This window comes from Parabacteroides sp. HGS0025, from assembly GCF_000969845.1.
GTDB lineage: Bacteria > Bacteroidota > Bacteroidia > Bacteroidales > Tannerellaceae > Parabacteroides > Parabacteroides gordonii.
Map to the genome: position 1 here is coordinate 202,286 of NZ_KQ033902.1, position 25,480 is coordinate 227,765.

A 25,480-nucleotide genomic window follows, 5' to 3' on the forward strand; every position below is an offset into this window, starting at 1 on the left:
AGGCGCTACTTTTCAGCTCCTAGAATAAACATCCCGGGGGTAAGAAGGGTTTAGAGGATTTAACAAATTGTCTATTAATCCCGCAAATTTAGGAAAGAAAATAGTTTTAGATCGTTTAAACCGATTACAATATGATTATTTTTTCAGGGTAAAAATAGGCAGGTAAATAAAGATTCCGGCAATAGACATGATCAGTCCTCCGATAGTTCCGGCTGCCAGCGGAAACCAGAATGCTTCTTTGTCTGGGCCTAGCATAAAAGGTATGAATCCCAGGATGGTAGAGATCACGGTCAGGAAGATTGGCGTGATCTTTGCGTTCCATGCTTTCAGGTAAGCACGCCAGGCCGGCATCAGCGGTTTATTGGTGCGTAATTGGTTGTACTCGTTCAATATATAAATACTGGCGTTCACGGTAATACCGCATAACAGGACGAAAGAAGCGAACCCTCCCTGGTCGAAATTCAGTTTGAACCAGTAGAAAGTCAGGAATACCCCGATATAAGAGATCGGAATAACGAAGATAACAGCCAACGGTTGCTTAAGCGAATTGAACAGGATACTGGTTGTAAAGAAAATAATCACGATGATCAGCAATAATAACAGATACTGTTTGTTATCTTTTGTATTCCAGCTCCAGTAATAACTTTCCGACTTGGCGGTGTACCCCATCGGCAGGGCTGCGTTAAACTCTTTCAGTACGCGTTCCTGTATTTTCGTCCCCTGGTTGGAAGCACCGATATATTCGTATTGCAGGCACAGGCGGTATTGCTGGTTCACTTTGGCCACCTTCTGGGGCATCTGGCCTTTCTCGACGGTTGCCAGTTCCGACAGTTTGTAGGATCGTCCTTTGATCTGCTGCGGGACGTGCTGCATGCTCCACACGTCGTAGTCGCGTGCCTGGCGGGAACTCAGTTTCAGTTTCTCCGTTTCGTTGTCCACGATGATCGTTCCGCTGTAAATGTCTTTGCCGAATACCGGATCGATGGAGGCGAACAGTTCGATCGGCAGGATGTTCTCCTGTGCCATCCGGGCTTTGTTCAGGTTGAAATAGAACTCCTGATAATCGTCTTTCCACCAGGAGAATTCCGAGTTGATAAGTACTTCCTTGATACGGCGGTAGGTGAGGAGTTTCGACTTTAACTGTTCCGCCCACTCATATAATTCATCGTAATTATAGCCATACATCTCTATACGGAAAGAACCGGCTCCTTCTCTTACATCGTTGCTGAAGCCCTGATCCTGTAATCCGTATACGTTCCAACTGCCGCCACCCAGTTCGAGTGCCTTGCTGATGATCCTGCTTTTCAGTGTATACGGGAAACCGCTCCGTTCGGCCGCTTTGGTGAAATAGATGCGTATCCCTGCCTGCCGGGCGCTGTAGATATTGGTCTGGAACTGGCGTATATCCTTGAATGTACTCAGATAGGCCTCCATACGTCCCATCAGTTGGTTCATCTGTTCCAGCGTAGTTCCGTTGGGGAGCGAAGCGCTGACGGAAAGAACCGTTTCGTCATTTCGGGTAAAATAACTGCCTTCGTACACTTTCTGGACGAAGAGGCGCAAGGTGCCTCCGAGCGCCTTGTCGATGACGGGCTTAACTTTCTCTTTGTATGTTTCGCCGGAAACTATTTTGTTATACTTCTCGACAAGCAGCGAGTCGGTAGCGGTATATACCTTGTCCTTGTCGTCCATCTCGATCTTCTCCGGCAGAAGGAATACGGGGAGTCCGAAAATCAGGACAAGAACCAGGCAGGCCGTCTTCTTCCAGCGGCAGAGGAAGTGGATCTGTCCCAGGTAAAACCGATTGAACCGGACGGGGAACCGTTTGATCTGCCTGTTGACCTGCTTTTTGAAACGTACCCATCGCGTCGGTTCTGCACCGGCTGTTAATGCACCGACTTTCCGGGCTGCCTTTTTCTTTTGTCCCAGTCCCAGCTTCTCTATCATGGCGGGAACAAAGAACAGGGCGACGGCCAGCGATACTGCCAGGTTGATAATTACCACGGCAGCAAAGTCCTGCAGGTTCAGCCGGATCTTTTCATCCAGGAAGAAGATGATGACGAGCGCACCGATTGTAGTCAGTGTAGCGGTCAGGATGGAGAGGAAGGCTCTCCGGTTATGCCGGTTGCGGATATGGTCGGTCATGACGATCGTATTGTCGATCACCAGGCTTAAAGATATGGTAACCCCGGCCAAAGAATACAACTGCATCTCCAATCCGGCCAGGTAAAAGAAGATGACGGCGATACAGAGATTTACACTCAGGCTGACGACAATCAGGAAGAGATAGCGCACGTTCCGCGTGATCAGCAGGACGAACAATAACAGGATCAGGATAGTCAGTCCGGTACGTATGTAGATCTTATTCAGCTCATTCTGGATGAATTCGGTCGCGTCGTAACTGGTATGTATCTCATATCCCTGGGGCAGTAGTCCGCGTATATGCTCCATTTCCTTTTTCACCTGTTTGGCCAGTTCCAGCTGGTTAGCCGTTTCTTCTGCCCGGATAGACAAATAGATCGAATTCAGCCCGTTGATACGATAATAACTTTGCGGTGCTTCTTCCTGCCGGGTCACCTTAAGCAATTGATCCAGACGGATCAGCTTCCCTTCCTTATTCGTGACGGTGATACGCGACGGGTCGAAGTCCTGCTGTCCGGCTTCGGGTATCAGAGCCAGGCGGATCCATTCTTCGTGCCCTTTCCTGTTGACATTTCCTGTCCCGAGGAATTCCTTTTTGTAATATTGGTTGATGGCAGACTGTATCTCTTCCGTCGTGATACCGAGCGTGGCCAGTTGCCGGCTGTCATATTCCAACCGCCATTCCATTGGGGTGGCTCCCCGCACGTCGATCCGGTAGATGCCCGGGATACCAGCCAGGCGCGGTTTTATCTGGTCTTCGGCAAACCGTTGTATGAAGATCGGGGTGGCCGCGGCATTCAGCGTATAGGTCATAAAAGGCCCCGACTCCTTATCGTCGGGACGACTCATTTCAAGTACCGGATAACTAAGCCCGTCGGGCAAGCTCGGCCAGGTCTGGCGGATGATCGTGGAGGCTTCGAAACGGGCGGCATCGATATTCGTATGTTTGTCCAGTTCCAGCGTCACATAGCCCCAGCCGTTGCCGGAAGTGGAGTTGATCTCCTTGATCCCCTTGATACGTGCCAGCATCGACTCCAGCCGCGAAGTCACTTCCATCTCGATCACACGTGCCGAATTACCCGGCATGTTGTAGCTGACGGTCAGCCGTGGCAAGGTGCGCGACGGCGACAGCTTGATCGGCAGGAGAGGAATAAACGCCAGTCCTGTCAGCGCCACGCAAAGGAAGGTGACGATGATCGTAAAGGATGATATTTTAGGAGATGCGGACATCTGTATATTCTATTATTATTTATCTGTTTTTTCGATAATGATTCTCAGCAGCCATTGACGGCAGTCGTCAAAGCTCGTTGACGGTGGTCGTCAGTTACCGTTGACGATGGTCGTCAAGCCTCGTTGACGGGTGCCGTCATTTTTTACAGTCCCTGCGCATAGTCGAATTCACTGGACAGGGATATCCCCGTTTCAAAATCATGTAACGTCAGTTTTCGTATCTTGAAATAACTCAGCCAATAATTTTGAAGGGCGGAGATGTAGTTGCGCTGTGCCTCCTGCTGGCGGTTCAGCGAGAGGGTCAGGCTGTTGATATCCGCCTTCCCGATCATAAACCGCTGTTTGGTTTCGCTGTAAGCCATAAGAGCCAGGTCGAGCGCTTCTTCCGCACTGCTGATCAGGTTCTGCTGGATATTGAAATCGCCTACCGTCATGATCACATCTTCCTCTACGGTCAGTTCTTCCTGCCGGGCGGAGATCTGCGTCACATTCAGGTTGTTTTTGGCGATATTATGTTTCCCTTTGCGTACGCCCCAGTCTACAAGCGGGATGGAGACGGAGACAGAGACAATATCCTGTTGCAGCGGATCGCGATAAGCATCTTTCAACTTGCTCGCCACCTGGTTGAAACCGATACTGGCATTGATGGAGGCATTGAACATGGCCTCTTTCTTTGTCTTGTCCACCTGCTGTTCCGCTTCCATAATCTCCTGGCGGAGACCGAGGAACTTCGGGTTGTTCTCCCGGGCGAGCACCAACGCTTCATCTACCGAGATCTGCATATCCCGCGGACGCCCCGGCAGCCTTAACCGTATCTCCGTATTCTTATCGAAGTTGAGGAAAGAAGCTAGGCTGAACATCGCCCTTTTCAAAGCGATCTCCGTGTTTTGCAGGGTATTGCGGGCATTGACGGCATCCAGTTTCAGGGTCAGGAGTTCGGCCTTGTTGATCGATGCGATCTTATGCCGCTCCTGGCCGGTACGATAGAGCGTATCGGTAGAAGCCACATTCTCTTTGGCTAGGTCGTATTCGGCTTGTGCCATGGCGAGGGCAAAGAAATAGGTCGTAGCTTGTTCGCTGATCTGTTCGATATTATAGAGCAGTTCTTTTTTCACTTTCTCGTATTTAAGCGGTTCGATCTTCCGTTCCCATCGGAAGGGGTTATAACCGAACAGGCTCTGTTGATAACCGAGCCGGATAGGAACGGTGGTGAACTGGTTGTTTGCGGGGTTATCGTCGTTTCCGAAATTACGCATATAGCCCAGGTCGGAGTCCAGATAGAAAGTACCCCCGAGCAGGTCGAAGTTTTGTTTGATCTCTACATTTCCGCTGGCGTAGAACGATTGTTGCTTTTTATATACATCCACATCATTCTGAGAGTCATACCTACGCGTAATATCCCGGTAATACTGTGCCGGTGTCAGGTTCAGCGTCAGGCTCGGCAAACGGTCTGCCTTATACGTCCTGTATTGCCAGTATCCGGCCAGATACATATTCTTTGTCCTGAACGCTTCCAGCGAACTGTCCGCCGCCAGCGAAATCGTCCTTTCCAGCGACAGGGTAAGTGGCTGGGCCTGCAAATAGACAGAGGTGAATAACAGAAATGATAATATTATCTTACCTATCTTCATAACGGCATTCTATATAATTCGTTAAACTTCCGTTTGTTTTTCAATCGTCAAATGCGACTGGTCATGTTTCCTGTAAATAAACCAGTACACCAGCGGAATGACAAAGAGGCTGACGGCGGTACCGATCAGCATGGCTGATATCATGGCGATGGAAAGCGGTTTCTGCAACTCGCTACCCATATCGAATGAGAATAACAGGGGAACCATACCGAATATCGTAGTCAGCGAAGTCATGATAATGGGACGCAAACGGCGCCTGCCCGCTTCATGGATCGCTTCCATCAACGGGGTACCTTCTTTCCGCAACTCGTTGATCGCATCCAGTTTCAGGATCGAGTCGTTGATAACGATACCGCAAGTCACCACGATACCGATCGCACTCATCAGGTTCATTGTATGCCCGCATATCCAAAGTATCAACAGCGCGGCCGCCACGTCGATCGGTATTTCCAGCAGTACAATAAGCGGTTGCAGGAAACTCTCGAACTGGGCTGCCAGGATGAAATACATCAGCAACAAGGATATCAGCAGGATCACGACCAACTCACTCAACATCTTCTGGTTGGAGAAGAAGCTGCCGGAGAAATCTATCTCCCAGTCCTGTCCCCCTAACTTTCTCACCTCTTCCATCAACGGTTCCGCCTTATCAACATCGTAGAAACTGAACGGGATGTATTCGCCGTTCTTTCCGGCAGAGATCGTTTTCAGGTCTTCCCCCTGCGTCACCCGTACCAGCGATTGCAAAGGGATATACTGGCTTTTACCCTCTTTGTCCGGGAGGGTCTGTACCAATGTTTGCTGCAAGACACTGTTGACTGTCTTGCCGTCACCGGCCAGCGTTATCGGCAGATATTGCTGGTAGGAGCGGAGGGTGGCGACTTCATTTTCCTTGAAAGCCGTTTTCAGCAAACGATACACCTCGTTGTAATCCACATTATAAAGTAACAGCTTCTGCCGGTCGACCGATATATTCATCTGGTTCTCGAAAGCGACGCCTACCGGTACCTGTCCGGCTTCTGTCTTGATCTTCGACTCCAACGATTTTAAAGCCTGTGCTTCCGGAGCTTCCGCCTTGTTGCGTGCATAAAACTCGGCAACGATATCCGCTTCGCCGGTTACAAATAACTTCTCAAACACGGTAACCGGAGGGGAGAAAGAGAAAACGGCTTGCGGATAGTTCTTGTCGAGCCAGCCCGTCACTTTCTCCTGCAAGGGTGCAATATCCGACGTCTTTACTGTTTTAAAGTATAACTCAGCTTCCGAAGTCGATAACTCACGATCCCTGTTTAACAGGAATTGCTGCTGTCCCACATACGAGGTATATTCCTGTACGTCATTTTCCATCTGGGTGAACAACCTGCTTACCCGTTCCCGGTTTTCATCGATATGGATGTTCTCGTTCCATTCGATATGTGCGATCAGCTCGTTCTGGTCGATCTCCGGCATCCTGCTTTTCGGTACTTCATAAAACAGGATGGCGCAAAGCGGAAGCATAGCGATGAGGAACAGCATATTCGATCTCTTATGACGGAATACGAAATCGATTCCCGCATCATAAAAACGATCGAGCGTATGTTCTTTGATCAGATTATTGATCCGTAGATTGAATCCGGTATGTTTGATGTCTGGAATGCTGTAAACCAGCTTGTAAAGAACGGGAAGCAACATGATCCCGGTGAAGTACGAAACCATCAGCCCGACAGTTACGGCAAATGCCTGGTCGTAGAAGATAGCCCCGGCTATCCCGCTCATAAATACCAGCGGTACAAATACCGCGATCGTGGTAAATGTGGAACTCAGCATCGGAGTAATAACTTCCGAAGTCCCTTTATTGCATGCTTCTTCCAATGAACATCCTTTGTTCCTGTATTGCGTGATGTTTTCCGTCACGATGATCGAACTGTCGATCATCATACCTAGTGCCATGATCAGTCCTGAAAGGGATATGATATTCAGCGACATCTTGAACATATAGAAGAACAGGAAACTGATAACCAGGCTGACCACCATACTCAGGCCGATCACGGCCGGGCTCTTGATGTCTCCCAGGAAAAGTATCGCCACGATACAAATGAAAAGGAAACCGAGCGACAGGTTCTGTTTCAGGTTGGAGATCGTATAATCGAGCAACTCCGTCTGGTTACGGCTGATACTGAACTCGATATCCGGATAGACCGTGGCAAAGTAATTCGTCACCTCGCCGAGCGCCTCTTTCATATTATCCATATTCTCGTCCGCCTGCTTGATCACAGCCAGTGTAACCGCCCGTTTACCGCCCGACAGCGAAGCCCCGACCTCTTTCTCAGGCACTACCGCCACCTTCGCCAACTCTTTCAGCTGGAAGATACGGTCGTTTTTCCGGATATAGATATTCTGTACATCTTCCGGCGTACGCAGCAGGGTCGAGAATTTGATGTTGTATTCATAGTATCCATCCCGTACGGTCATGCTTCCCGGTTCGATATTGTTCGAACTTAATGCCGACTCCAGATCACTCAGTGTAATACCCGCCATTTCCATCATATTGATATCGGGCACGATCTGCAACTGGCGTTTCAGTATCCCCGTAATATCTACCATAGCCACTTCCGGCAACTGCTCGATACGCCGTTTGATCACCGTCTCGGCAAACTGGCAAAGATCGAGGAAAGCGGTTTCGCTATCCCCCGATTTAAGCGTCAGATTCAGACAGAACACCGGAATGTCCGTTGCACTGGCCTTGATCACCCGTGGACGTTCTACCTCGCGCGGCAGATAATTCATCGCCGCATCTATCTTTTCGTTCACCTCGATGAAAGCTAGATCCGTATTTGTCCCGAAGTCGAAGCTCAGCCGGATAATACCTGCCCCGTCGCGTGTTTCGCTCTGGATATCACGTAAGGCGGCCACCTGCATCAATTGCTGCCGGATCGGTTTAACGACCGTGTTTTCCAGTTCGCGGGCCGACGTATTCTGTCCGGATACCTGTATCGTGATCTCCGGTATAGCAATATCGGGCAACAACGATATAGGAATGGTAAAGTAAGTGACCAATCCCACGATAAAACAGGCCGTAAAAGCCATCAGTACCGCGATAGGACGTTGTAGTAGGAATTTAACCATAACTTTTAGTTCTCAATGATAGTGACAGGAGCCTCATGTGCCAGATTGATATTGCCGCTGGTTATTACGATATCGTCCTCTTTCAGGCCGTCCACCACCGTGTAGTTCTCCGCATTCTCAAGTCCGGTGTGTACGTAAGTCCAGTATGCCTTTGTTTTTGTGCTGTCGAGAATGAACACGACCTGTTTGCCGGAACGTAAAACGACGGCTTCTTTCGGTACAACCAGCTGTTTGCCAACCGAACGATGGATACTGACCCGCACATTCATTCCTTCGAACAGTTTCCCTTTGTCGGTAACGGCCGCTTTCACCTGTACCATGCCGTTCTCGTCTACCAGCGGGTTGATCTCGGAGATACGCCCTTCCGTTTTTCCCTCGTTGAAGGCAAAAGGAGTCACTTCCACCCGGTCACCGTTCTTTATCAGGGGCAATTCGTTTTCCAGCACGGTGAACGCCGCTTCCAGGCTACGCGGATCGATGATCGTACAGAATGCTTCGGAAGTGGAAGCCGTATTATATTGTTTGGCAAAGAGGTTGGCAACGATCCCGTCGAAAGGAGCGGTCAGCACCGCATTCTTCTCTTCATATTCCGCCAGTTGATATTGAACCAATGCCTGGTCGTAACCGCTTTTAACCCTTACCAGTTGCATGGTGGCGGGAGGTACTTTCCCGGAATCAGCCAGTGCATATCCCTGACCGATCAGGACATCCTGTAGTTCCAGTTTGGCCCGTTCCAAGGCATCTTTTGCTACTGCCGTTTTATTTTTCAGCCGGAAGGTGGATAGTTCCGCCAACTTTTGCCCTTTCGTTACCCGGTCGCCGTTTTTCACAAAGATGGAAGCGATCGGTTCGGCCGATTCGAACCGCAGGTCGACATGACGGCGGGCGGACAATTTGCCGTTACTCACCAGTTCGTGGTTGAAGTCGGTTGTCTTCAGTGTCATCACGGTCACCTCGTTGGTCTCGTCCGGTAGAACTGTTTCTACAGTTTCTTCCTTTGCACTGTCTCCTTTTTTCTCACCGGAACAGGCTATCATTCCGAAAAAGACCAGTATTGCCAGCAAATTGTAGTATTTCATATTCATATAAACTGTGATTCTGTTTTCAATATTCGCAAATATACAAATTTATTGTTACGATGTTCTCGTAATTTGTTCATAAATATATTAATTACGATTTTGTCGTATGTTGTTGAGCATGCTTTTAACTTCTGTTCTCATTTCCCGGATAGCTGTACTTTCCACTTTCGGCTCTTTCGTCAGTACGGCATCGGTAGCTTTGATAAACTTATCTTCCTGAAAGAAAGTTGGTTCCGCATAGAGTTTTGTTAACAGATAATACGGATAGATCCGTTCCGGCAACATATCGATTGCGTGCAGCAATAATCGTTCGGCCTCCGGAAAATTTCCCTGTGCCTGCTCATTCTTTGCCGCCATATAATGTATCATAGGATCTCCGCTTAACTTCATCGCCCGTTCCAGCAACACATTCGCATCAGCAAAGTGCTCCGCCTTACTCAAGCACTGTGCTGCTTCAAACAGCAGTTCCGGCTTATGCCCCAGCAACGGTACCAACTCTTCATACCCGTCGCAAGCCGCTTCATAAACCTTGTTATTGTACAACATCTTCATCGTATTCCACTTTTTATATCCCTGATAATACCCTTTCTGCTGCCAGAAAATCCATCCGCAACACAGCATCAATATCCCTGTTATAGCGACCGAAAGTATCTTCCTCCCCTCTCGAGAGGGGGTAGGGGGTGTGTCACTGGCAACAGATGTACAAATCACTCCCATCAATACCACCAACACCACCCAGAACTCCGGCAACTGCAACGGATACGACGCCAGGCTGAACACCATCAACGCCAATATCCCCCCGGCCGCCCCGATCTGCCTGTTTTTCACCCCCCGGAACAAGGAATAACTTAACAACAATACAAAAACCAATAAACCAAACACTCCTTGTTCCAATCCTATCTGTAGGAACTCATTAAATCCATATTCCGGACATCCGGCCACCAGCATTTCTGTTTCCGAAGCCTTACCGGAAGAAAAATATTCTGCTTGTGTTTCGGCATAAGCCGCCGGGAAACCGCCGAGTCCGGTTCCTGTCCAGGGCTGTTTCGTTATAGCCTGTGCCGTTATTTTCCATAAAAGTAGCCGGCCATCGGCCGATTCTTTTTTCAGCACGTAAATACCTACCAATGCACCGGCTACCAGGATCAGTATCACAAAAGATGATACTGTAGTTAAGATTCGGTGTCCTTTTATAAACCGTTTCGTCTTTTCCCATCCGATACGTTGTACCCAGTAAACCCATCCGCACGACACGACCGCAGCGATCCAGGCCGCCCGGCTCATCCCGGCAGGTAATACGACAATAATAGCCAGCAAACTGATCCACCCCAGGTAGTGCAGGTAAATCTCTGCCTGCCTCCATTCCCCTTTTTTATAGCCGTTGAACTGTAGGATCATCCATAGGCAAACCGGTAACACCATTGCGAGATACCCCGAATAAGGTCCCGGATTATAAAAATCCCCGGTCAGTCTGAACAGCGAATGGTTCGAACCTTCAAATCCATGTAATTGCCGCATCCCCGATACCGCTTCAATCAATCCGGTTCCTGCAATCGCAGCCAGGAAAAAAATCTTCGACTGTGGCCATTCGGTAAAGATAAACCGTAATAGGAACCACAATACAACCAATTGTCCTGCAAACAGTATTTTTTCCGGTTCCGGATTCAATTGCCAGTCGTAAGTAAATGCAACGATAACCGTTAAGACCAGTATTGCTCCGTCTGCCACTGAGAAAGTAAATGGTTTCGCCGGTTTAGTAAGGACGGTTGCCGTCAGACAACATATAACCAGAAACACCATTGCCAGATGAAACCAATGTACTTTCCCCATCACCAGCCCGTTTACCAGACTGATGTCTGCAGCAAAAACGGTGCACAGCAGAAAAATTCCGCTGATGACGAGTAGGGAGTAACTAATATATTTTTTATATATCATCCTCTTTATATTATCTGTTACTATCAATGAATAACTTTAAAAAAACGTTCCCACCTGAATTTATTTGTATATGGTTCGAATGATTTCCATATAATACAAGCTTTTCCTACAATGTATTCTTCTGGAAGTAATCCCCAATACCTTGAGTCTTGTGAATTAATCACGTTGTCTCCTGCTAAAAAATAATAATTATTTTGAAAACAATAACTTTTAATTGGATTAGCATTAAGATAAACAGTTGAATCCCTATATTGAAGATCGCCTTGTTGTTCCCATTCGATAAGTTTCTTATATAATTGGAAGTTTGTACGATCTAATGTTACAGTATCTCCTTTACCCGGAATATAGAGTGGACCAAAATTCTTGATATTCCATCTAATGATACTATCAAAAGGAAAGCTATAATACTCCTCTTTGGACAGACTGTCTTTGTTTAATCCGCTAATTACTTTCTGTGACTGAATATTGCCAACAGAAAAATTTGAATGATTAATGCGATAGACACCATTTTGAATGTATAAGGTGTCTTTAGGTATGGCTATACATCGTTTTATGAAATATTTTAGGATGTGCATTTCGATTTTATTCCAATTATTTGGATATGGATTATTAAATACTAAAATATCGTTTCTTTTGATTTTTTTTATTCCAGGAGCTCTGAATATCTTAACTTGTTTATGTTCTAAGGTGGAATATATGTTGAAAATTCTCGCTCCGATGAATGGCTTGAATACTAAAATATTATCACCCGGTATTAATTCAGGATACATAGAGTTTGTAGGAATATTGAAAGAGGCAATAATAAAAATTTGAATAAATATACAAATGCAAATAAATGAAAATATGCAATATATTAAACTTATAATTTTGTCAATTATTTTTTTAGTGTTAAATTTCATTTATTTGAATTATTAGTGTTTAGTTGATTATAATTTATTTTTTATAGAATATGATATAATATCCTGTCCATCTTCGCTATTACTGCTTATTCCTAATATTATGTCATCATTCTCACTAGTCGCTAAGGCTCTTAGATTTCGATCAAGTTCCCATGTCGCAATGAGTTTTCCTTCCCAAGTGAAGACATAAATGGTAGAATTATTAGAAAAATCAGATCTACCATTATATAGGCAATAGGCATATTTTTTTGTGCCTGCAATAGAAATAAAACATTTTATAGATTTTTGCATATCTATTCTGTCATTTTCTATATAAGGAATTACTATGTTTTCCCCAACTTGAACCGTATTTTTAATTTTGCCTTTTAAGTCATAAAAAGATACGAGATTACTAAATCTATATGAAGTAACTATTGTGTTACATTCTTCATTTACACAGATATTACTTGTATATGCAATAGGGTTGTAGGATAAAACTTTCTTTGCTTGTTCGGAAGGATCAACCCAATAATATTTTTCTTTTGGATTGTAATAATAGAAAGAATAACATTTCTCTCTGAAAAATGGTGAGGCATATAATTCTTTGGATGTTATGTTATAATCAAAGCTTCGTGTTAAGTCTCTGATAAATAGTGAAGAGCATATCTCTAGCTTATTGTCCATTAAATATATCTTTTTTATATATGTATGATTATCAATAACTGTTATTGTGTCATTATATTTGCTAGAGAGAACATCTTTTGTAAAGAATGGATTAATTAGATTTGTTTTTTCAGATCTGCGAAGAACATAGAGTACTGGAGTGGATGTGTTGTTTTTATTATATACATACATCAATGTATCACTTTTGTCATCTAAAAATATATAATGTGATTTGTCTATTTTCAAATCATAGAAATAAGAATTTCCATTTTTTGAAAATAAAATTTCTCCTTTTATTTTCTTTGTTATTACTTTATTTGTGCACGAAGTAAATATTGCAACAATTGTAATGTAAAGTAGAATTTTCATTTTATTTAAATTTGAACATACATATAATAGGATTACTTTCTTCATTCGTGTCTTTTAATATTTTATTTAATTCATTATGTGTTGAATGTTTATTTAGCATATCTTTAGCATCTAGTTGCATTATGAAATAATCTTTAATAGTTTTGCATATATGGCGGGTATTGGGTAATTCCATAATCTTAGCTAAATCTTTATTAGATAATGCATTGTATTCTTTTGTGTCTTTATTGTAAAAACCAAAATAGCATTCAAAATTTTTACTGTAGTAATTTGCTGCTATGTAGCTGTTTGTTTCAAATATATTAAAGGAATTGATATAATCACTTTTTAACATGATTTCAGGCCCGGATGAACCCTTTGAGAATAAATCGAGGAAAAAGTCATAAGAAGGCATTTTTTGTATTCCAAAGTCAAGTTTAAATCGTGGTTGAATACCTTTTTCTATTACTTGATATACTACAGGGGAGTAAGGAAAAGAAATATACATATTGCCATTAAATTGATAGAATGCCTGCTCTCCTATACCATAGTGAGGCATTTCTTTTGTTTCTCCATAATAGGCGATTGTATTCAATTCTTTATTCGTAATTTGAATAAAATAATTTTCTCTTTTTCCTGTATCAAATCCAACAGCATCAAACCATAAAATATTTCCATCAGATAACCATGCACAGTTTGAAAAGTTAAAAGCTTTCTGATCAGATATGTATTTGTAGTTGTCTAGTCGATAGTGTATAAGCTTATTAAGTCGTGTGTCTGCTATTGTTATTTGATTATTTTTTTCGTCAATATGCATTCTATATGGTTGTATATATTCTCCAGGACCATTTCCGAAACTTCCTATTTGAGTGATAAATTTTCCTTGATCATCAAATATGAAGACTTTACCATTCTTTAGGCCATCAACAACAAATATTTTGTTATCGTAAAAGTGAATATCAATAATTGTTCTTATAAGACATTTATCGGTTGTTTCAAGCGCAATGAACTTACATTCAATATCTTCTGGATTTAAAGTTGTTTTTTGAGAAATATCAAATGTCATGGTTGGACATTCTATCTGTTTTTGGTTTGTACAAGAAACCAATAAAATGATAAAAAATGAAATTAACGCTTTCATAATAAAATGTTTGTTTTTTGAGAGAGAATGCTATACGTCTGATATTGAAAAAGACCTATGAGCATTCTCTTTTTAATTTTATCTACAGTTCAATATACCTGTACCTGTGCAATTCATGCCACTAGATGTATGTTGTACTACATACCAAAGATGGAATGTCCCATCAGGGTTTTCACCCCAAATAGCTAAAGCATCAATGTTTTCTAGTGCTACATCTGATAAATTAATATTCTCTTCATTTTGGCTGAAATTCCAGCCTGCTGTAACCGCTATAGCAGCGATAAGAGCTACTCCGAAGATCTTTTTCTTCATGTTTCTAGTATCTTATTAAGTTTTAATTCTGTTTCTTTTCTATCTTTGCTTACTGTTTGCCGTTTAGATAGTCGAATGATGTGACTCATTCTGTTTTGTCGGTTATATTACCATCATACACCTCCTTTTTGGGGTCTCCGGGAGTTTGCTTGTACAATTTGCGGTCGTGCAGCAAACTCCCTTTTGTTCGATCACCGAACTTCCCCTTTATCCTTCCCTTGATAGGTTGGTTGTTAATACTATTGCATTCTATCACTTTTACTTGTTTGTTGTTGTAAAAGTAGAGATGCTTTTTCAGATAAACTCCTAGATTTTACCTAGATTTTGCCTAGATATAACTTATATAGGTGTTTTTTCTTTGTTTATCCTTCCTGCACCTACTTCATAAATCAACAGTAAACCATTGTCTCTTATCTTTATAAATAAAAACCTGCTCTTCCCGTCCTTTAGTTCTGTTGCGAAGCCATAGCAACGCATTATCCGGTACGAGATACTCCAGTTCCCGTCCGGTTGCCGTCCGGATTCCAAGCGACTGCCATCCGTTTGTCCCGTCCTGATAGAAAAGCTCGTATTCGTCTCCCGGCCAAACATAATTGTCATCATTGCGCGGAGAAAAAACTATTTTCCTGATGGGAGTAACTTTTTCCAGATCGTATGCGACAAAACAAGAACTGTCGCTTGTAGAAAAATAACTTAATATATCCCCATCGGTAATATTGTCTAACCAGCTTTCCGGCCACGGATAATCACCTATCCTGTTCAATTTGATTTCTCCTCTGTCTGTGGAATCTGCGAAAACCGCAAACTCAGCAAGTTCCAATATATTATCTGGAGGACTAACAAAACGTATATATCTATATTTTTTGTTTATATCAGGTGGTATCAGTTCGCAATAGTTCGATCTGAGCGTGTCATTGAACTGATACAATACATCTGCATTTGAGAAGTCCTTGCTTAGGGAAGCTTCTATTCGAGAACCGATAATTCCACGATGTGGAAAATCTTTATATCCACCACAGAGTGACATTTTCCGTTTGACAATAGCTCTTTTCAAATTTCCGGTATCCGGTTTTAATACGGATATTTTTTCCGGGGTATAAATAAACGGATAACCTGCCGCCCGGTGGTTTTGTCCGTCCGAGACTAATGGCTGATAGATGACATCCGGTTCCAGATTCCGGAAAGTCACATTCCCTTTGTTATTGTACGCTATATCGACCGGAATCCACCCGTTTGGACTGAAGACTCCCAGATAAACATATTCTTCATAGCCGGACTGAACAGAGATGGAAACTTCATTTTCCCCGTAATAATTGACAGATACATCTTTTATAAAACGATCCCTGAATAGAACCGGCACCTTTTCGTCCGTTGTTATTTCGGAAAAAGGCTCTTCCTGTGCTCCGAAACAATAACGGTAAACTTTTCCTTTTTTTCGTCCGTCGCTTCCGGGGTTGATTCGGGATGCTTCAAACTCATTAAAGCCGAACTGAATAAACTTTCCGGTCGTATCGCGTAAGGTTGTCCAAAAGTGCGGATGCTGGTATTCGGGTGAGTAAACAAAATATTCGCAGGCTACCGGAATACCACAGGCACGCATGGCATAAAGTATGACATCGCAAGCTTCTCTGCAAAATCCGACGCGATGGTAAAACAAGAAGTCTGCACTTTGATGAGGTATATTAAAATCTGTATCCCAACGGTAATAGACCTTTTTTAATTCTTCATCCACAGCTTTGCTTGCTTCTATCACATCGTCTCCCTGATAAGCCGAGTCGAGTATCGCTGTATAATAGTCATGATATAATTTCCGCCACGACGACAACGGTTCATCCCCGATACGATAGGGGAGGATCAGTTCGCAGAAATCATCGAATCCCAGACTCCGGTTCCACGGATATCTTTTCCATACATCGAAAGCCAGATCGATATTCTCTATCAGGTAGTCTGCCGTGATTACTTTTGCATCATATACTTTCGGAAGCGAATAAAAAGAAACCCGTTGCCATTTTTCAATCACTTCTTTCGGAACGGCCTCTCCTTTATCTTTTTGTATCAATACCGGTTTGATAGAATCCAGTTGCCACCCCTCATATCCATACCAGCGTGGCATATTACGGATCAGGAAACGGGCTGCTTCCAGTTTCTCAGGATTGTTTTCATAATGTGTTAACACCTTCTCTAGTTCACCCCGGTTCTCTCCGGCAAACAGGAGAGCCTGTTCCAGACGTTTGCTATTCGATGTATTGCATGCCACCAGAATGATGCTGATAAATATGTTTAATCCTATAATAAATAGACTTTTCATGGCTTTCGGTTTAATGAATTACTTTTAAAAAACGATCCCATCTGAACTTATCCGTATACGGATCTACTGATTTCCATATAATCCAGGCTTTCCCAACAATATATTCTTCAGGCAACAGCCCCCAATAGCGCGAATCCTGCGAGTTCATTCCGTTATCACCTGCCATGAAGTAATAGTTTTTCCGGAAACGATACCCGTTGATCGGGTTCCCCTTAAGAAAAACTGCCGAATCCTTATATTGAAGTTCTCCTTGTTGTTCCCATTCGATCAGCTTTTTATACAACCGATAGTTTGTCCGATCCAATGTGATGGAATCCCCTTTCCCCGGAATATAAAGGGGACCAAAATCTTTGATATTCCAATCGATGATACTATCATAAGGAAAGCTGTGGAATACTCCGTCCTGAAATTTCTCTGTAACAGCAATCTCCTTTTGTGACTCTATATTGCCAAGGGGTATTTGTACACCTTCAACATGAAAAGATCCGTTTCGTATAGATAATGTATCGCCAGGTAACCCGATACACCGTTTGATATAATATTTGAGAATATGCATTTCAATTTTATCCCAGTTATTTGGATGGGGAAAATTGAAAACCAGAATATTATTTCGTTTGATCTTTTTAAAGCCGGGGATTCTGCAAATCTCTGTTTGCTCATTTCGCATGGAAGCAAATAAATTGAATAGGCGGGGGCCTATTGTCGGTTTATATATCAGTACATTATCGCCTGTTGTTAATTCCGGTTCCATTGAGTCACTGGGGATTTTGAATGAGGCGAACACAAAGACCTGTACCACAAACCATAAAGCTACTATTATACATAGCCAGAAGACTATGTTGATTACTTTATTAATCAGGTTATATATATATGTTTGTATCTTCATGTGACTAATATGTTTTTAATGCCTGCTATTCTAATACCAGCAGATCTTGTTGTTTTCATCACAAGTAAAAATCCTCTGTTCTTCGCCTTGTGAACATTTGATAGTAAACAAGGCCTCGCGCGGAGCATGTTCAAATTCGACAAAAACATCCCTTGCCGTCTTTGTTCCTATGCATAGCCATTGGTCAGTATTCCAGTAATAAAGAGAATAGCTCAGTCCCGGTTGGATCGAATTGCCGTCACCACGGCGAATGTATGAGATTCTGGAAATATTTACCGGTTTTCCGAAATCGAATTCTACCCAGCTTAGTTCTCCTTTAGCTCTGAAATTCGTCAATTGATCTCTATCCGAAATATTGTCTGCTCTCCATTCTTCATTTGGCTGTACATTCCCGTAATCCATCACGTTTCCCCGGATGATCGAATCTCGTAAATCATAAAAATAGACTTCTGCCATATCGCAATGATTCGTGTCGGAAGACTTGAAACGCCAATAACGGTAAGCCTTTTCCGTTGAAAGGGAAAAAGAACCATTTGTTAAATTCCATTGAGGTAATTCCTGTATTTTTTGGGCATCATGGAAATCCTGATTGTCTGCTGCTTCAAAAATACCTCCGGCTATTTGTTCGTGGATGGAGAATATATTGTCACCTTGCGGAAATTTTCGGGTCAGCCTGATAGTCCTGAATGAAGAAGTATCCAATTCCATGAACTTTATTTGTTTAGATAGTGTGACTTCAAAAGGCTTGCAAATCGGAAAACGGTTTCCGTCCGTGTCATAAGCAAAAGCCATATAATAAGTATTCAATCCCATCCTTTCGAAAGTCACATTTCTACCAGACATTTTTCCCCAATAAACCGGTTGCCAGTCCTCACCGTCGTAGACTGCAATAAACGGATACTGTTTGCTGGGTAAAGCCTGCTTCAAGTTTATTTGAACGTCTAAGGTTGGCATGTATTCGGCTGTTACGTCCCGAATGAATATATTCCTGATTTCCGGTGGAATATATTTCCGGGAAGCGATTTTCAGATATTCTTCGTTCGGCTTGTAAACCGATCGGAAAATCTTTGGCATTTTTAAGTACGGGTAATGAACGCTACCGGGATCCGTTTCATGAGGAGCAAACTCCAAATTCCCGAAGCGTGATGTATAGACGGTGTTCCATGAATGCCCATTGGATCTGTTGGACCAGTGCGGTGTGAAATCATAGGCAACAGGGATTCCTTTACTGCGCATGGTTAGCACACATCCCTGGCAGTAAGTGCTGCAATAGGCGAATGGTAATTTTAGGATAATGCCGGGATCGTAAATCGGTAGCGTCGTTAGCCGACCAAAACTTTGGGGAGTTGCCTCTTTCATCCGTCTGTTTACTTCCGTTGCGGCAAAAAATGAGCTCTGTTCATAGTCATCGCATAAATAAGCCATGTCAATATCCCCCTTGCAAAGGTTGTAATAGGCACTTCGCCAATCTTCGAGCGGTTGCCCTTCGAAACACTTATACGGCAAAAGATATTCACAAAATTCATCGAAATTCAGATGTGCGGCCCATTTGCCTTGTTGCCATTGTTTGAAGGCTGCATCGATTGATTGGATTAGAAAATCGGCAGTGATGACTTCGATATCCCGATATTTTCTATACTTGTTCTCAAATCTCAGTTGAAGGAGCTTGATATACTTCTCTTGTTCAAGCTTATCATCAGATAAGGCAACAACTGAATCTATGGCATGATAATAATCCCTGATGTTTGTTCCATAAGAAAAATGGTAAGGCATATATTGAATAAGATATTGAGCAGCTTTAAGTTTGAGTGTGTCGTTTAGCCTTTTGTAGTGCGATAAAACAGCTTCAAGTTCACCCCTGTTCTTTCCTGCCTCTTTTAGCGCAAAGTCTATTCCTGACTTTTGCGAATTACAGGCCGAAAGATTCAGAAGCAAGATGATTAAAAACGAGGATAATCCTCCTGTTGTTATTCTTTTATGCAACTGTCTCATATTTATTTATGAATTTTTTGCCATGTCCATCTTTTCCGATCTTATTACCACCAAATCTGTTTCCCGTTTTCGTAGGTAAACGGCCTGTGTTCTTTCCCTTGTGTATGATTATGGATCATGAATAAAGCGTTTTTAGGAATATTGTGGTACACGAGTTTGTAATCTTCTGCCTGCTGTCGGCCTAAAGAGATCCATTTCCCATCCCAATAAAATAACTCATATAATTCCCCTGTGACTATTCGATTATCATCGCTTCTTGGATAAAATTCTACTTTCCCGATTTCATGGGCTTGTTCCATATCGAGGATGATGCGTTGCTGTTTTTCGGATTTATCCGGTTGATAAAATGACACCCGGCTTCCATCTGAGATGTTCTCAATCTTATATTTCCGTAAATTTTTTGTGCCTGTCCAGTTTCCTTTTATCAATTTGTTGTCTTTTCCGAACACTTTTATTTCAGCGATACAGAATGGTTCACATAATGAGGGGACGTTCTGAAAATCACATATCATATAACGGTATTTTGTATTTCCTGTGATATTGAAACTATCGATATAAAATGGCTGTTTGTTAATCGTGTGAACAAGGGTACTGTCAGATAAATCACTATTGTTACACATATAAAATTGCGTACCAATAGTTCCGGTAGCCTTTATTGCCGTATGTAGGCGGTATGGCATTTTTGTGTAGAATGTGGCAATATTCTCTTTTTCAGTTGTTTTGGGAGACAAGAACCTGAATTCCCCTTCGCCAGTTAGGATAAAGGCATCCCCGGCAGGAATCATTGCTCCGTTATCATAGAAAGCGGGTAAATAAAGAATGTTGACCCCCATTTTATGAAAAGAAGCCTGTTTTTTCTCGGCTACACTCCAGCATACAGGATTCCATTTCCCTACATCATAGCAATATAAGTAAATATGCTTTTGGGGATGTTGATCATTCCATAGAGGAACTTTAATATCTTTACATACAATATATTTATCTGTGATATCCTCTATTCCAGGATCTTTGAATAAGGCTGGAATTTCTTCCTGAGCAATCAGTGCTAAACTGTTTTTTTGTATCTCATAATTTAATCGATACACTTTCGGTACAGTTCTGCAATAATTTAGGGAAATAAACGGAGGTAAATCTTTTACTGCCGGGCTATAAGTGTTAACCCAGAACATATCACTGATTAACATATCATCTTTCGATGTATAGGGTCTTTGAGTGTTATCATACAGTTTTTTTACCGGTTTATCATTGATTATTTCAGTCCAGAAATGTGTATAACCAAAATTACCCCATCCCGGATGAGTGTTTAAAACAGCCGGAATACCGTTTGCCCTTAAAGCTGCAATTTGGTAAATATTGTTTTCTAAGCAAGAGCCCATTTGTGCGGCAGCTATATTTTGGAAGGTCGTTGGAAGCAGTCCTTTATGTTCTTCATCATAGATAGGCCATTCTCTCAGAAAAGTCGTATCTATGTGATGGATAATAAGTTCACTTACTTCCGTATTGGATTTGTTTTGTGCTGTGTCTCTCAATACCGCATACTTTCGATCAAAGAAATCCAATGCCTGTTCCCAATAGTAGTTACTGGTTGTATAGGGAAGAATATATTTATGAAAAGTTTCGGTGTCGATATCCTTGCACCACGGATATTGACGCCATATTTGAAAGCTCCTGTCTATGTGACGTATTAGAAAGTCAGATGACAATTTCTGAATATCCGGTAGGTATCGAGGGAATATTGCTGTGTTTGGATATAAGCGTTTAATGCTATCGCATATGGAATATTGTACATCATTATCGTATCCACCGTATTTTTTGTGATGGTTTGTGAGAGCATCATAAAAGGGTTGCATGTTTTTGATTGAACTGCTATCTATTACTTGCTTACCGATCATGTTTTTGATGATGAATTGGGCTGCACGTAGTTTTTCAGGATCATCTTGATAATGCTCCAAAACTATTTCTAATTCTTGTTTGTTTTCATAGGCAAGGTCGAGAGTTGATTCTAACAGCATATCCTGCTTGAAAGAACAATTTGTGAATAGAAACATTAGGCATGTCAAAGAAAATATGTTTTTTTTGATTGTTTTCATATTAATAATATCTTCGTGCAATTGTTGATCTATTATGTATATGATAGGAATCTATTTAAATGGAATAATATCAAGAATTAAAAAAATAGATTATTAATTATTTTTTTAGCTCAAATTTTTGAAAATTCAAAAAATCATCATTATACAGAGGATTCATAGGGTGACAAGTTGAGATATATAAACCATCTTCTCTAATAAACATGATTCCTGGATTGTAAGAATAGTCGGGAAACAACGTTTCTCCTATAATATTGAATTCTTTATCTAAAATTATTATAGAAAATTTTTTTCGGCCATAATCCAATAATTCAATAGCTTCATTCATTTCTAATTTATGGTCAAATTCTACTTCAGGAAATGCAATTCGATAATAAACTGATCTGTACGGATCATAAATCATGTTTCCATAATTGGGATTTTCACAGGCTTCCTGTATAGTAGATTTTCCAAAATCATCTAAAAGGCGGACACTATTAATATATTTACTTTTTACTTTTTTCCTTTGAATTTTTTTGTGGTCAATGGATGCAACAAAAATATCTTCTTCAAAATAAAAAGAATAGATGAAATGGTTACCATCAAAAACTCTACTGAATTGATCCTCTAAACCAAATGCTTTCATCTTATTAATATTGTTTTGTATTTGGGGATATTCGAAAGGTAAATAATCTACTTTTTTAGTTTTCATATCAATTGTAATTGATACGGGATTAGGATGTATATTTCTATTACATCTTGAAATCGTGTATATTTTATTTCCTATTATTGTTAATGGCCTAAAAAAATTGGTAGTAGAAAAAGATCTTCTAAGAAGAGTCCCATCACTTGCTTTATCATATACAAGTTGCTCTTTCAATTTGGCAGAAGAATCAATTAGTGCTATTTCTTCGACTTCACTATTAGTCAAAAAGATACTATCTAAATTTTGTATATAATAACCAAAAAACATACCAACTCCATTGTTCCCATCTAAATTAGGTGTTATTTTGAATTCAAATTTTTGATTTTCAATATTATAGAAATAAATTTCATTTTTGAATTGGTTTTGAAAAGTAATATATTCCTTTCCTGTCTTATTTTTATACAGAAAAAGTGATTTTGTATTAGATTTAGTGTCACTATCAAGTAATAAAGAAAGCTCTCTTCCTGATTTTTCTAGGTGAACATTTCTTTTGTTTTCTTTATTACATGCAAATAGGAAAATGGATAAATATAATAATAGAATTGCTTTCATTGTTGAATAAATTGATTTTAATTAGATTTACTGTATCTTTGTAAGTTAAAGCTTCCTATCTTTTATAGAATATCTATTGATTTTTCAAGAATTAGAGATAGGAAGCTTTAATTAATATTAATCACATGGAGCGCATCCCCAGTCACCACCTTCGCAGCAGCGCCAAGTGTATGAACTCATCCAACAACTTCCACCAGTAATTGTTTCACAACCAGCTAATGCTTCTACGTTGGCCATAGCCAAATCAGACAGTTTCGTTTCATTTTTGTTCTGGTTGAAATTCCAGCCGGCTGCAACAGCCATAGCAGCGATAAGAGCTACCCCGAATATTTTTTTCTTCATAATGTTTGTATTTACAATTCGTATTTTTGTTTATTTTCTATCTTTGCCTACTCTTATTCAGCTTGGATAGTCGAATGATACAAATTTTTGAAACTAATATCATTCTGTTTTCGGATCTTAAATGATTTTGATATACCTCCTTTCCTTTATTAAAGAGGGAATGGACGGGGAGTTTGCCGTAACAGTTGTCACACCTAAGGCAGACTCCCCTTTGTCTTTTATTGAGCATTCCCCTTTATCCTAGCCTTGACAGGTTGGTTGTTAATACTATTGTATTTGATTGTTACGACTTCATCGAAAAATCCTGTGTCTTTCGGTGTCATCTTGATTTCCACCCGGAGGGTTTCTTCGGGCTTCGCAGGTCGTTTATTGTATGTGGCTACCGTGCAGCCGCAAGTGGTACTTACGTCCACGATCACGAGGGGACTGTCCCCAGTGTTTTTAACCTCTATGGTTGTTTCTTTTGTTTCCGATTTGTCGAATGTACCGAAGTCTATTTCAGTTTGACTGGCTTCTGCGATTGTTTTCGGTATGTTTTTGTTTGGGTTGTCTTTTCCGGTAATCTGTTTCAGATAAAGGTCTTTGACTGCCGTATTGTGTACGGGGTTACCCAAAACTGAAACTTTGTTGTTTTTATCCAGCAGGAATGTCTGGAAAGTCATATCAGCCGGGAACTTGTTCAATTTGTTTAACCGGTCGTCCAAATCAATACAAATGGGACGATCGAAACCATCACGTTTCAGCAAGTAACGTATTTCTTTGGCATCTTTCGGATGAAAGAAGAAGAGGAAAGGTACTTTATTCTGTGTTACTGAATCGGTATAATCGATCAACTCTTTCCATTTATGTAATTGCAGTTTACAACTGGTGCAACCGATAGAATCGACGTATACCAATACTTTATATTCGGATTGTGGAATCTGGTAATCTGTTGTATCTGTCAGATAACGAGTGAAGATTATATTTTCGGGGAATACAATTTGTTTGCCCTGCCATTCATTCACCAACTGCGCAATGTGTTTTTCTTTCTCTTTTTGCTCATTTTTGCAAGAAAAGAAGATAGGTAATAATACTAGTATGATTAGATTTAAAGTTTTCATCTTGTTCTTTAAATTTTAAATTCTATAATCGGATCATCGCTTTTCACTTCGGTTGCGACAATCGTATTCGTTTCTTCGTTTATGTCGATGCCGTATATAGCATGATCGAGGGTATATTTGCAAACCGGGTTTCCTTGCAGGTCGAAAACGTAGATGAATCTTCCTCCGTCTTCCGGTCGTTCTCCACGCTGATAGGTGGCTAGCTTGTCTTTGAATTTAATACCCTGAAATACAGCGTAGATATGTTTGTTTGTTACTTTTATGTCACTAAACCCCATAATTCCGCTAGGTATACCCGAACCGTCTTTACCCGTTTGAAACTCAGGTTCTCCTGCCGGACCATACAGGACTTTATGTGTATTGTCATTCAAGTTATAAATTTCTATTGTTTCTCCTAACTGGGTAGCCATAGCTAAGACACCATTGTCAGGATTATAGTCCATAAAACTTCGCCATGCCTGTGCCAGTGCCGGGCGAGAAGTCTTTTCATTGGTTGTTTCGCTGGGGATTGTACCATTGCTTTTAATTGGTTCACCATTTTTGTTCACTTCCCAAAAGCGATGCTCTCCCATATAGTCAGGAATCAAAAAGCCCGATTCCATCGTGCGAAAGTCCAAAGAGCGGACAAGTTTCTTGTCTAGTTTAATCTCCTCTACCCGTTCCGCAGAACCGGTAGAAGGAGATATTTTCCAGCGGGTAATCTCCATCTTATTGGGATCGAGGGCCCACAAAGAGTCTAAGGAGTTAAATTGAATGTTTGCTGCTGATAGCATCTCCTCCGGGGCTTCTCCACGTCTGCCGAATGAAGCAATATGTTTCCACTCCGGATAGGTAAACGCATGTAAATAATGATCTATATTATGCAGATCCATTACAACGGCAATACTATCCCTGATCGTTACCCGGAATGGATAACGGAACAGGATAGTATCCAGGTTGATAACCTGTGCACTGAGCGCCTTGGTTTTGGTAAAGTCTGAGTATCTCGGGAAGTGCGAATCCGGAGAACTCGTGCAGGCGCCCAGGCAGCTAATACCTATTAATATATATAGGAGATGCTTCATTGT

At 41.7% G+C, this 25,480-nt stretch carries 17 protein-coding genes; all 17 read right to left on the bottom strand.

Features of this window, described 5'->3' with window-relative positions; all coding sequences use genetic code 11:
• Window positions 1-135: 135 nt before the first annotated feature.
• Window positions 136-3,372, bottom strand: a complete 3,237-nt coding sequence (locus HMPREF1212_RS00690; protein ID WP_046148066.1) for an efflux RND transporter permease subunit — start codon at window positions 3,370-3,372, stop codon at window positions 136-138.
• Window positions 3,373-3,515: 143 nt separating this feature from the next.
• Window positions 3,516-5,003, bottom strand: a complete 1,488-nt coding sequence (locus tag HMPREF1212_RS00695; protein WP_046148067.1) for a TolC family protein — start codon at window positions 5,001-5,003, stop codon at window positions 3,516-3,518.
• 21 nt (window positions 5,004-5,024) lie between these two features.
• Entirely contained in the window at window positions 5,025-8,105 is a 3,081-nt protein-coding gene (locus HMPREF1212_RS00700; protein ID WP_046148068.1) for an efflux RND transporter permease subunit, read from the bottom strand.
• Between the two features lie 5 nt (window positions 8,106-8,110).
• A complete protein-coding gene (locus HMPREF1212_RS00705; RefSeq protein ID WP_046150176.1) occupies window positions 8,111-9,184 on the bottom strand; it encodes an efflux RND transporter periplasmic adaptor subunit in 1,074 nt (357 codons plus the stop codon).
• Window positions 9,185-9,271: 87 nt separating this feature from the next.
• The gene (locus HMPREF1212_RS00710; protein ID WP_046148069.1) at window positions 9,272-11,119 is read right to left on the bottom strand and encodes an O-antigen ligase family protein; all 1,848 of its coding nucleotides are present in this window, start codon (window positions 11,117-11,119) and stop codon (window positions 9,272-9,274) included.
• Window positions 11,120-11,142: 23 nt separating this feature from the next.
• Window positions 11,143-12,018, bottom strand: a complete 876-nt coding sequence (gene lepB, locus HMPREF1212_RS00715) for a signal peptidase I (RefSeq protein ID WP_046148070.1) — start codon at window positions 12,016-12,018, stop codon at window positions 11,143-11,145.
• 27 nt (window positions 12,019-12,045) lie between these two features.
• Entirely contained in the window at window positions 12,046-13,074 is a 1,029-nt protein-coding gene (locus tag HMPREF1212_RS00720; RefSeq protein ID WP_157316929.1) for a hypothetical protein, read from the bottom strand.
• Entirely contained in the window at window positions 13,031-14,149 is a 1,119-nt protein-coding gene (locus HMPREF1212_RS00725) for a 6-bladed beta-propeller (RefSeq protein ID WP_046148072.1), read from the bottom strand. The genes HMPREF1212_RS00720 and HMPREF1212_RS00725 overlap by 44 nt, the downstream gene beginning before the upstream one ends.
• A 78-nt stretch (window positions 14,150-14,227) precedes the next feature.
• Complete coding sequence (locus tag HMPREF1212_RS00730; RefSeq protein WP_046148073.1) at window positions 14,228-14,461, bottom strand: NVEALA domain-containing protein; 234 nt, start codon at window positions 14,459-14,461, stop codon at window positions 14,228-14,230.
• Between the two features lie 382 nt (window positions 14,462-14,843).
• Window positions 14,844-16,769 (bottom strand): hypothetical protein, encoded by a 1,926-nt coding sequence (locus tag HMPREF1212_RS00735; RefSeq protein WP_046148074.1) that lies wholly within the window; start codon window positions 16,767-16,769, stop codon window positions 14,844-14,846.
• A 10-nt stretch (window positions 16,770-16,779) separates the two neighbouring features.
• Complete coding sequence (lepB, locus tag HMPREF1212_RS00740) at window positions 16,780-17,655, bottom strand: signal peptidase I (protein ID WP_046148075.1); 876 nt, start codon at window positions 17,653-17,655, stop codon at window positions 16,780-16,782.
• A 30-nt stretch (window positions 17,656-17,685) separates the two neighbouring features.
• Window positions 17,686-19,647 carry a discoidin domain-containing protein gene (locus tag HMPREF1212_RS00745; RefSeq protein ID WP_046148076.1) on the bottom strand — a complete coding sequence of 654 codons (1,962 nt, stop codon included), beginning with the start codon at window positions 19,645-19,647 and terminating at the stop codon, window positions 17,686-17,688.
• A 44-nt stretch (window positions 19,648-19,691) separates the two neighbouring features.
• Entirely contained in the window at window positions 19,692-21,737 is a 2,046-nt protein-coding gene (locus HMPREF1212_RS00750) for a hypothetical protein (protein WP_046148077.1), read from the bottom strand.
• Between the two features lie 97 nt (window positions 21,738-21,834).
• Window positions 21,835-22,971 (bottom strand): DUF4221 family protein, encoded by a 1,137-nt coding sequence (locus tag HMPREF1212_RS00755; RefSeq protein ID WP_046148078.1) that lies wholly within the window; start codon window positions 22,969-22,971, stop codon window positions 21,835-21,837.
• A gap of 117 nt (window positions 22,972-23,088) precedes the next feature.
• Window positions 23,089-23,313, bottom strand: coding sequence for an NVEALA domain-containing protein (locus HMPREF1212_RS00760; RefSeq protein ID WP_046148079.1), 225 nt, complete (start codon window positions 23,311-23,313; stop codon window positions 23,089-23,091).
• Between the two features lie 218 nt (window positions 23,314-23,531).
• A complete protein-coding gene (locus HMPREF1212_RS00765; protein WP_046148080.1) occupies window positions 23,532-24,413 on the bottom strand; it encodes a DUF1573 domain-containing protein in 882 nt (293 codons plus the stop codon).
• 8 nt (window positions 24,414-24,421) lie between these two features.
• Complete coding sequence (locus HMPREF1212_RS00770) at window positions 24,422-25,477, bottom strand: BF3164 family lipoprotein (RefSeq protein ID WP_046148081.1); 1,056 nt, start codon at window positions 25,475-25,477, stop codon at window positions 24,422-24,424.
• Window positions 25,478-25,480: the final 3 nt, after the last annotated feature.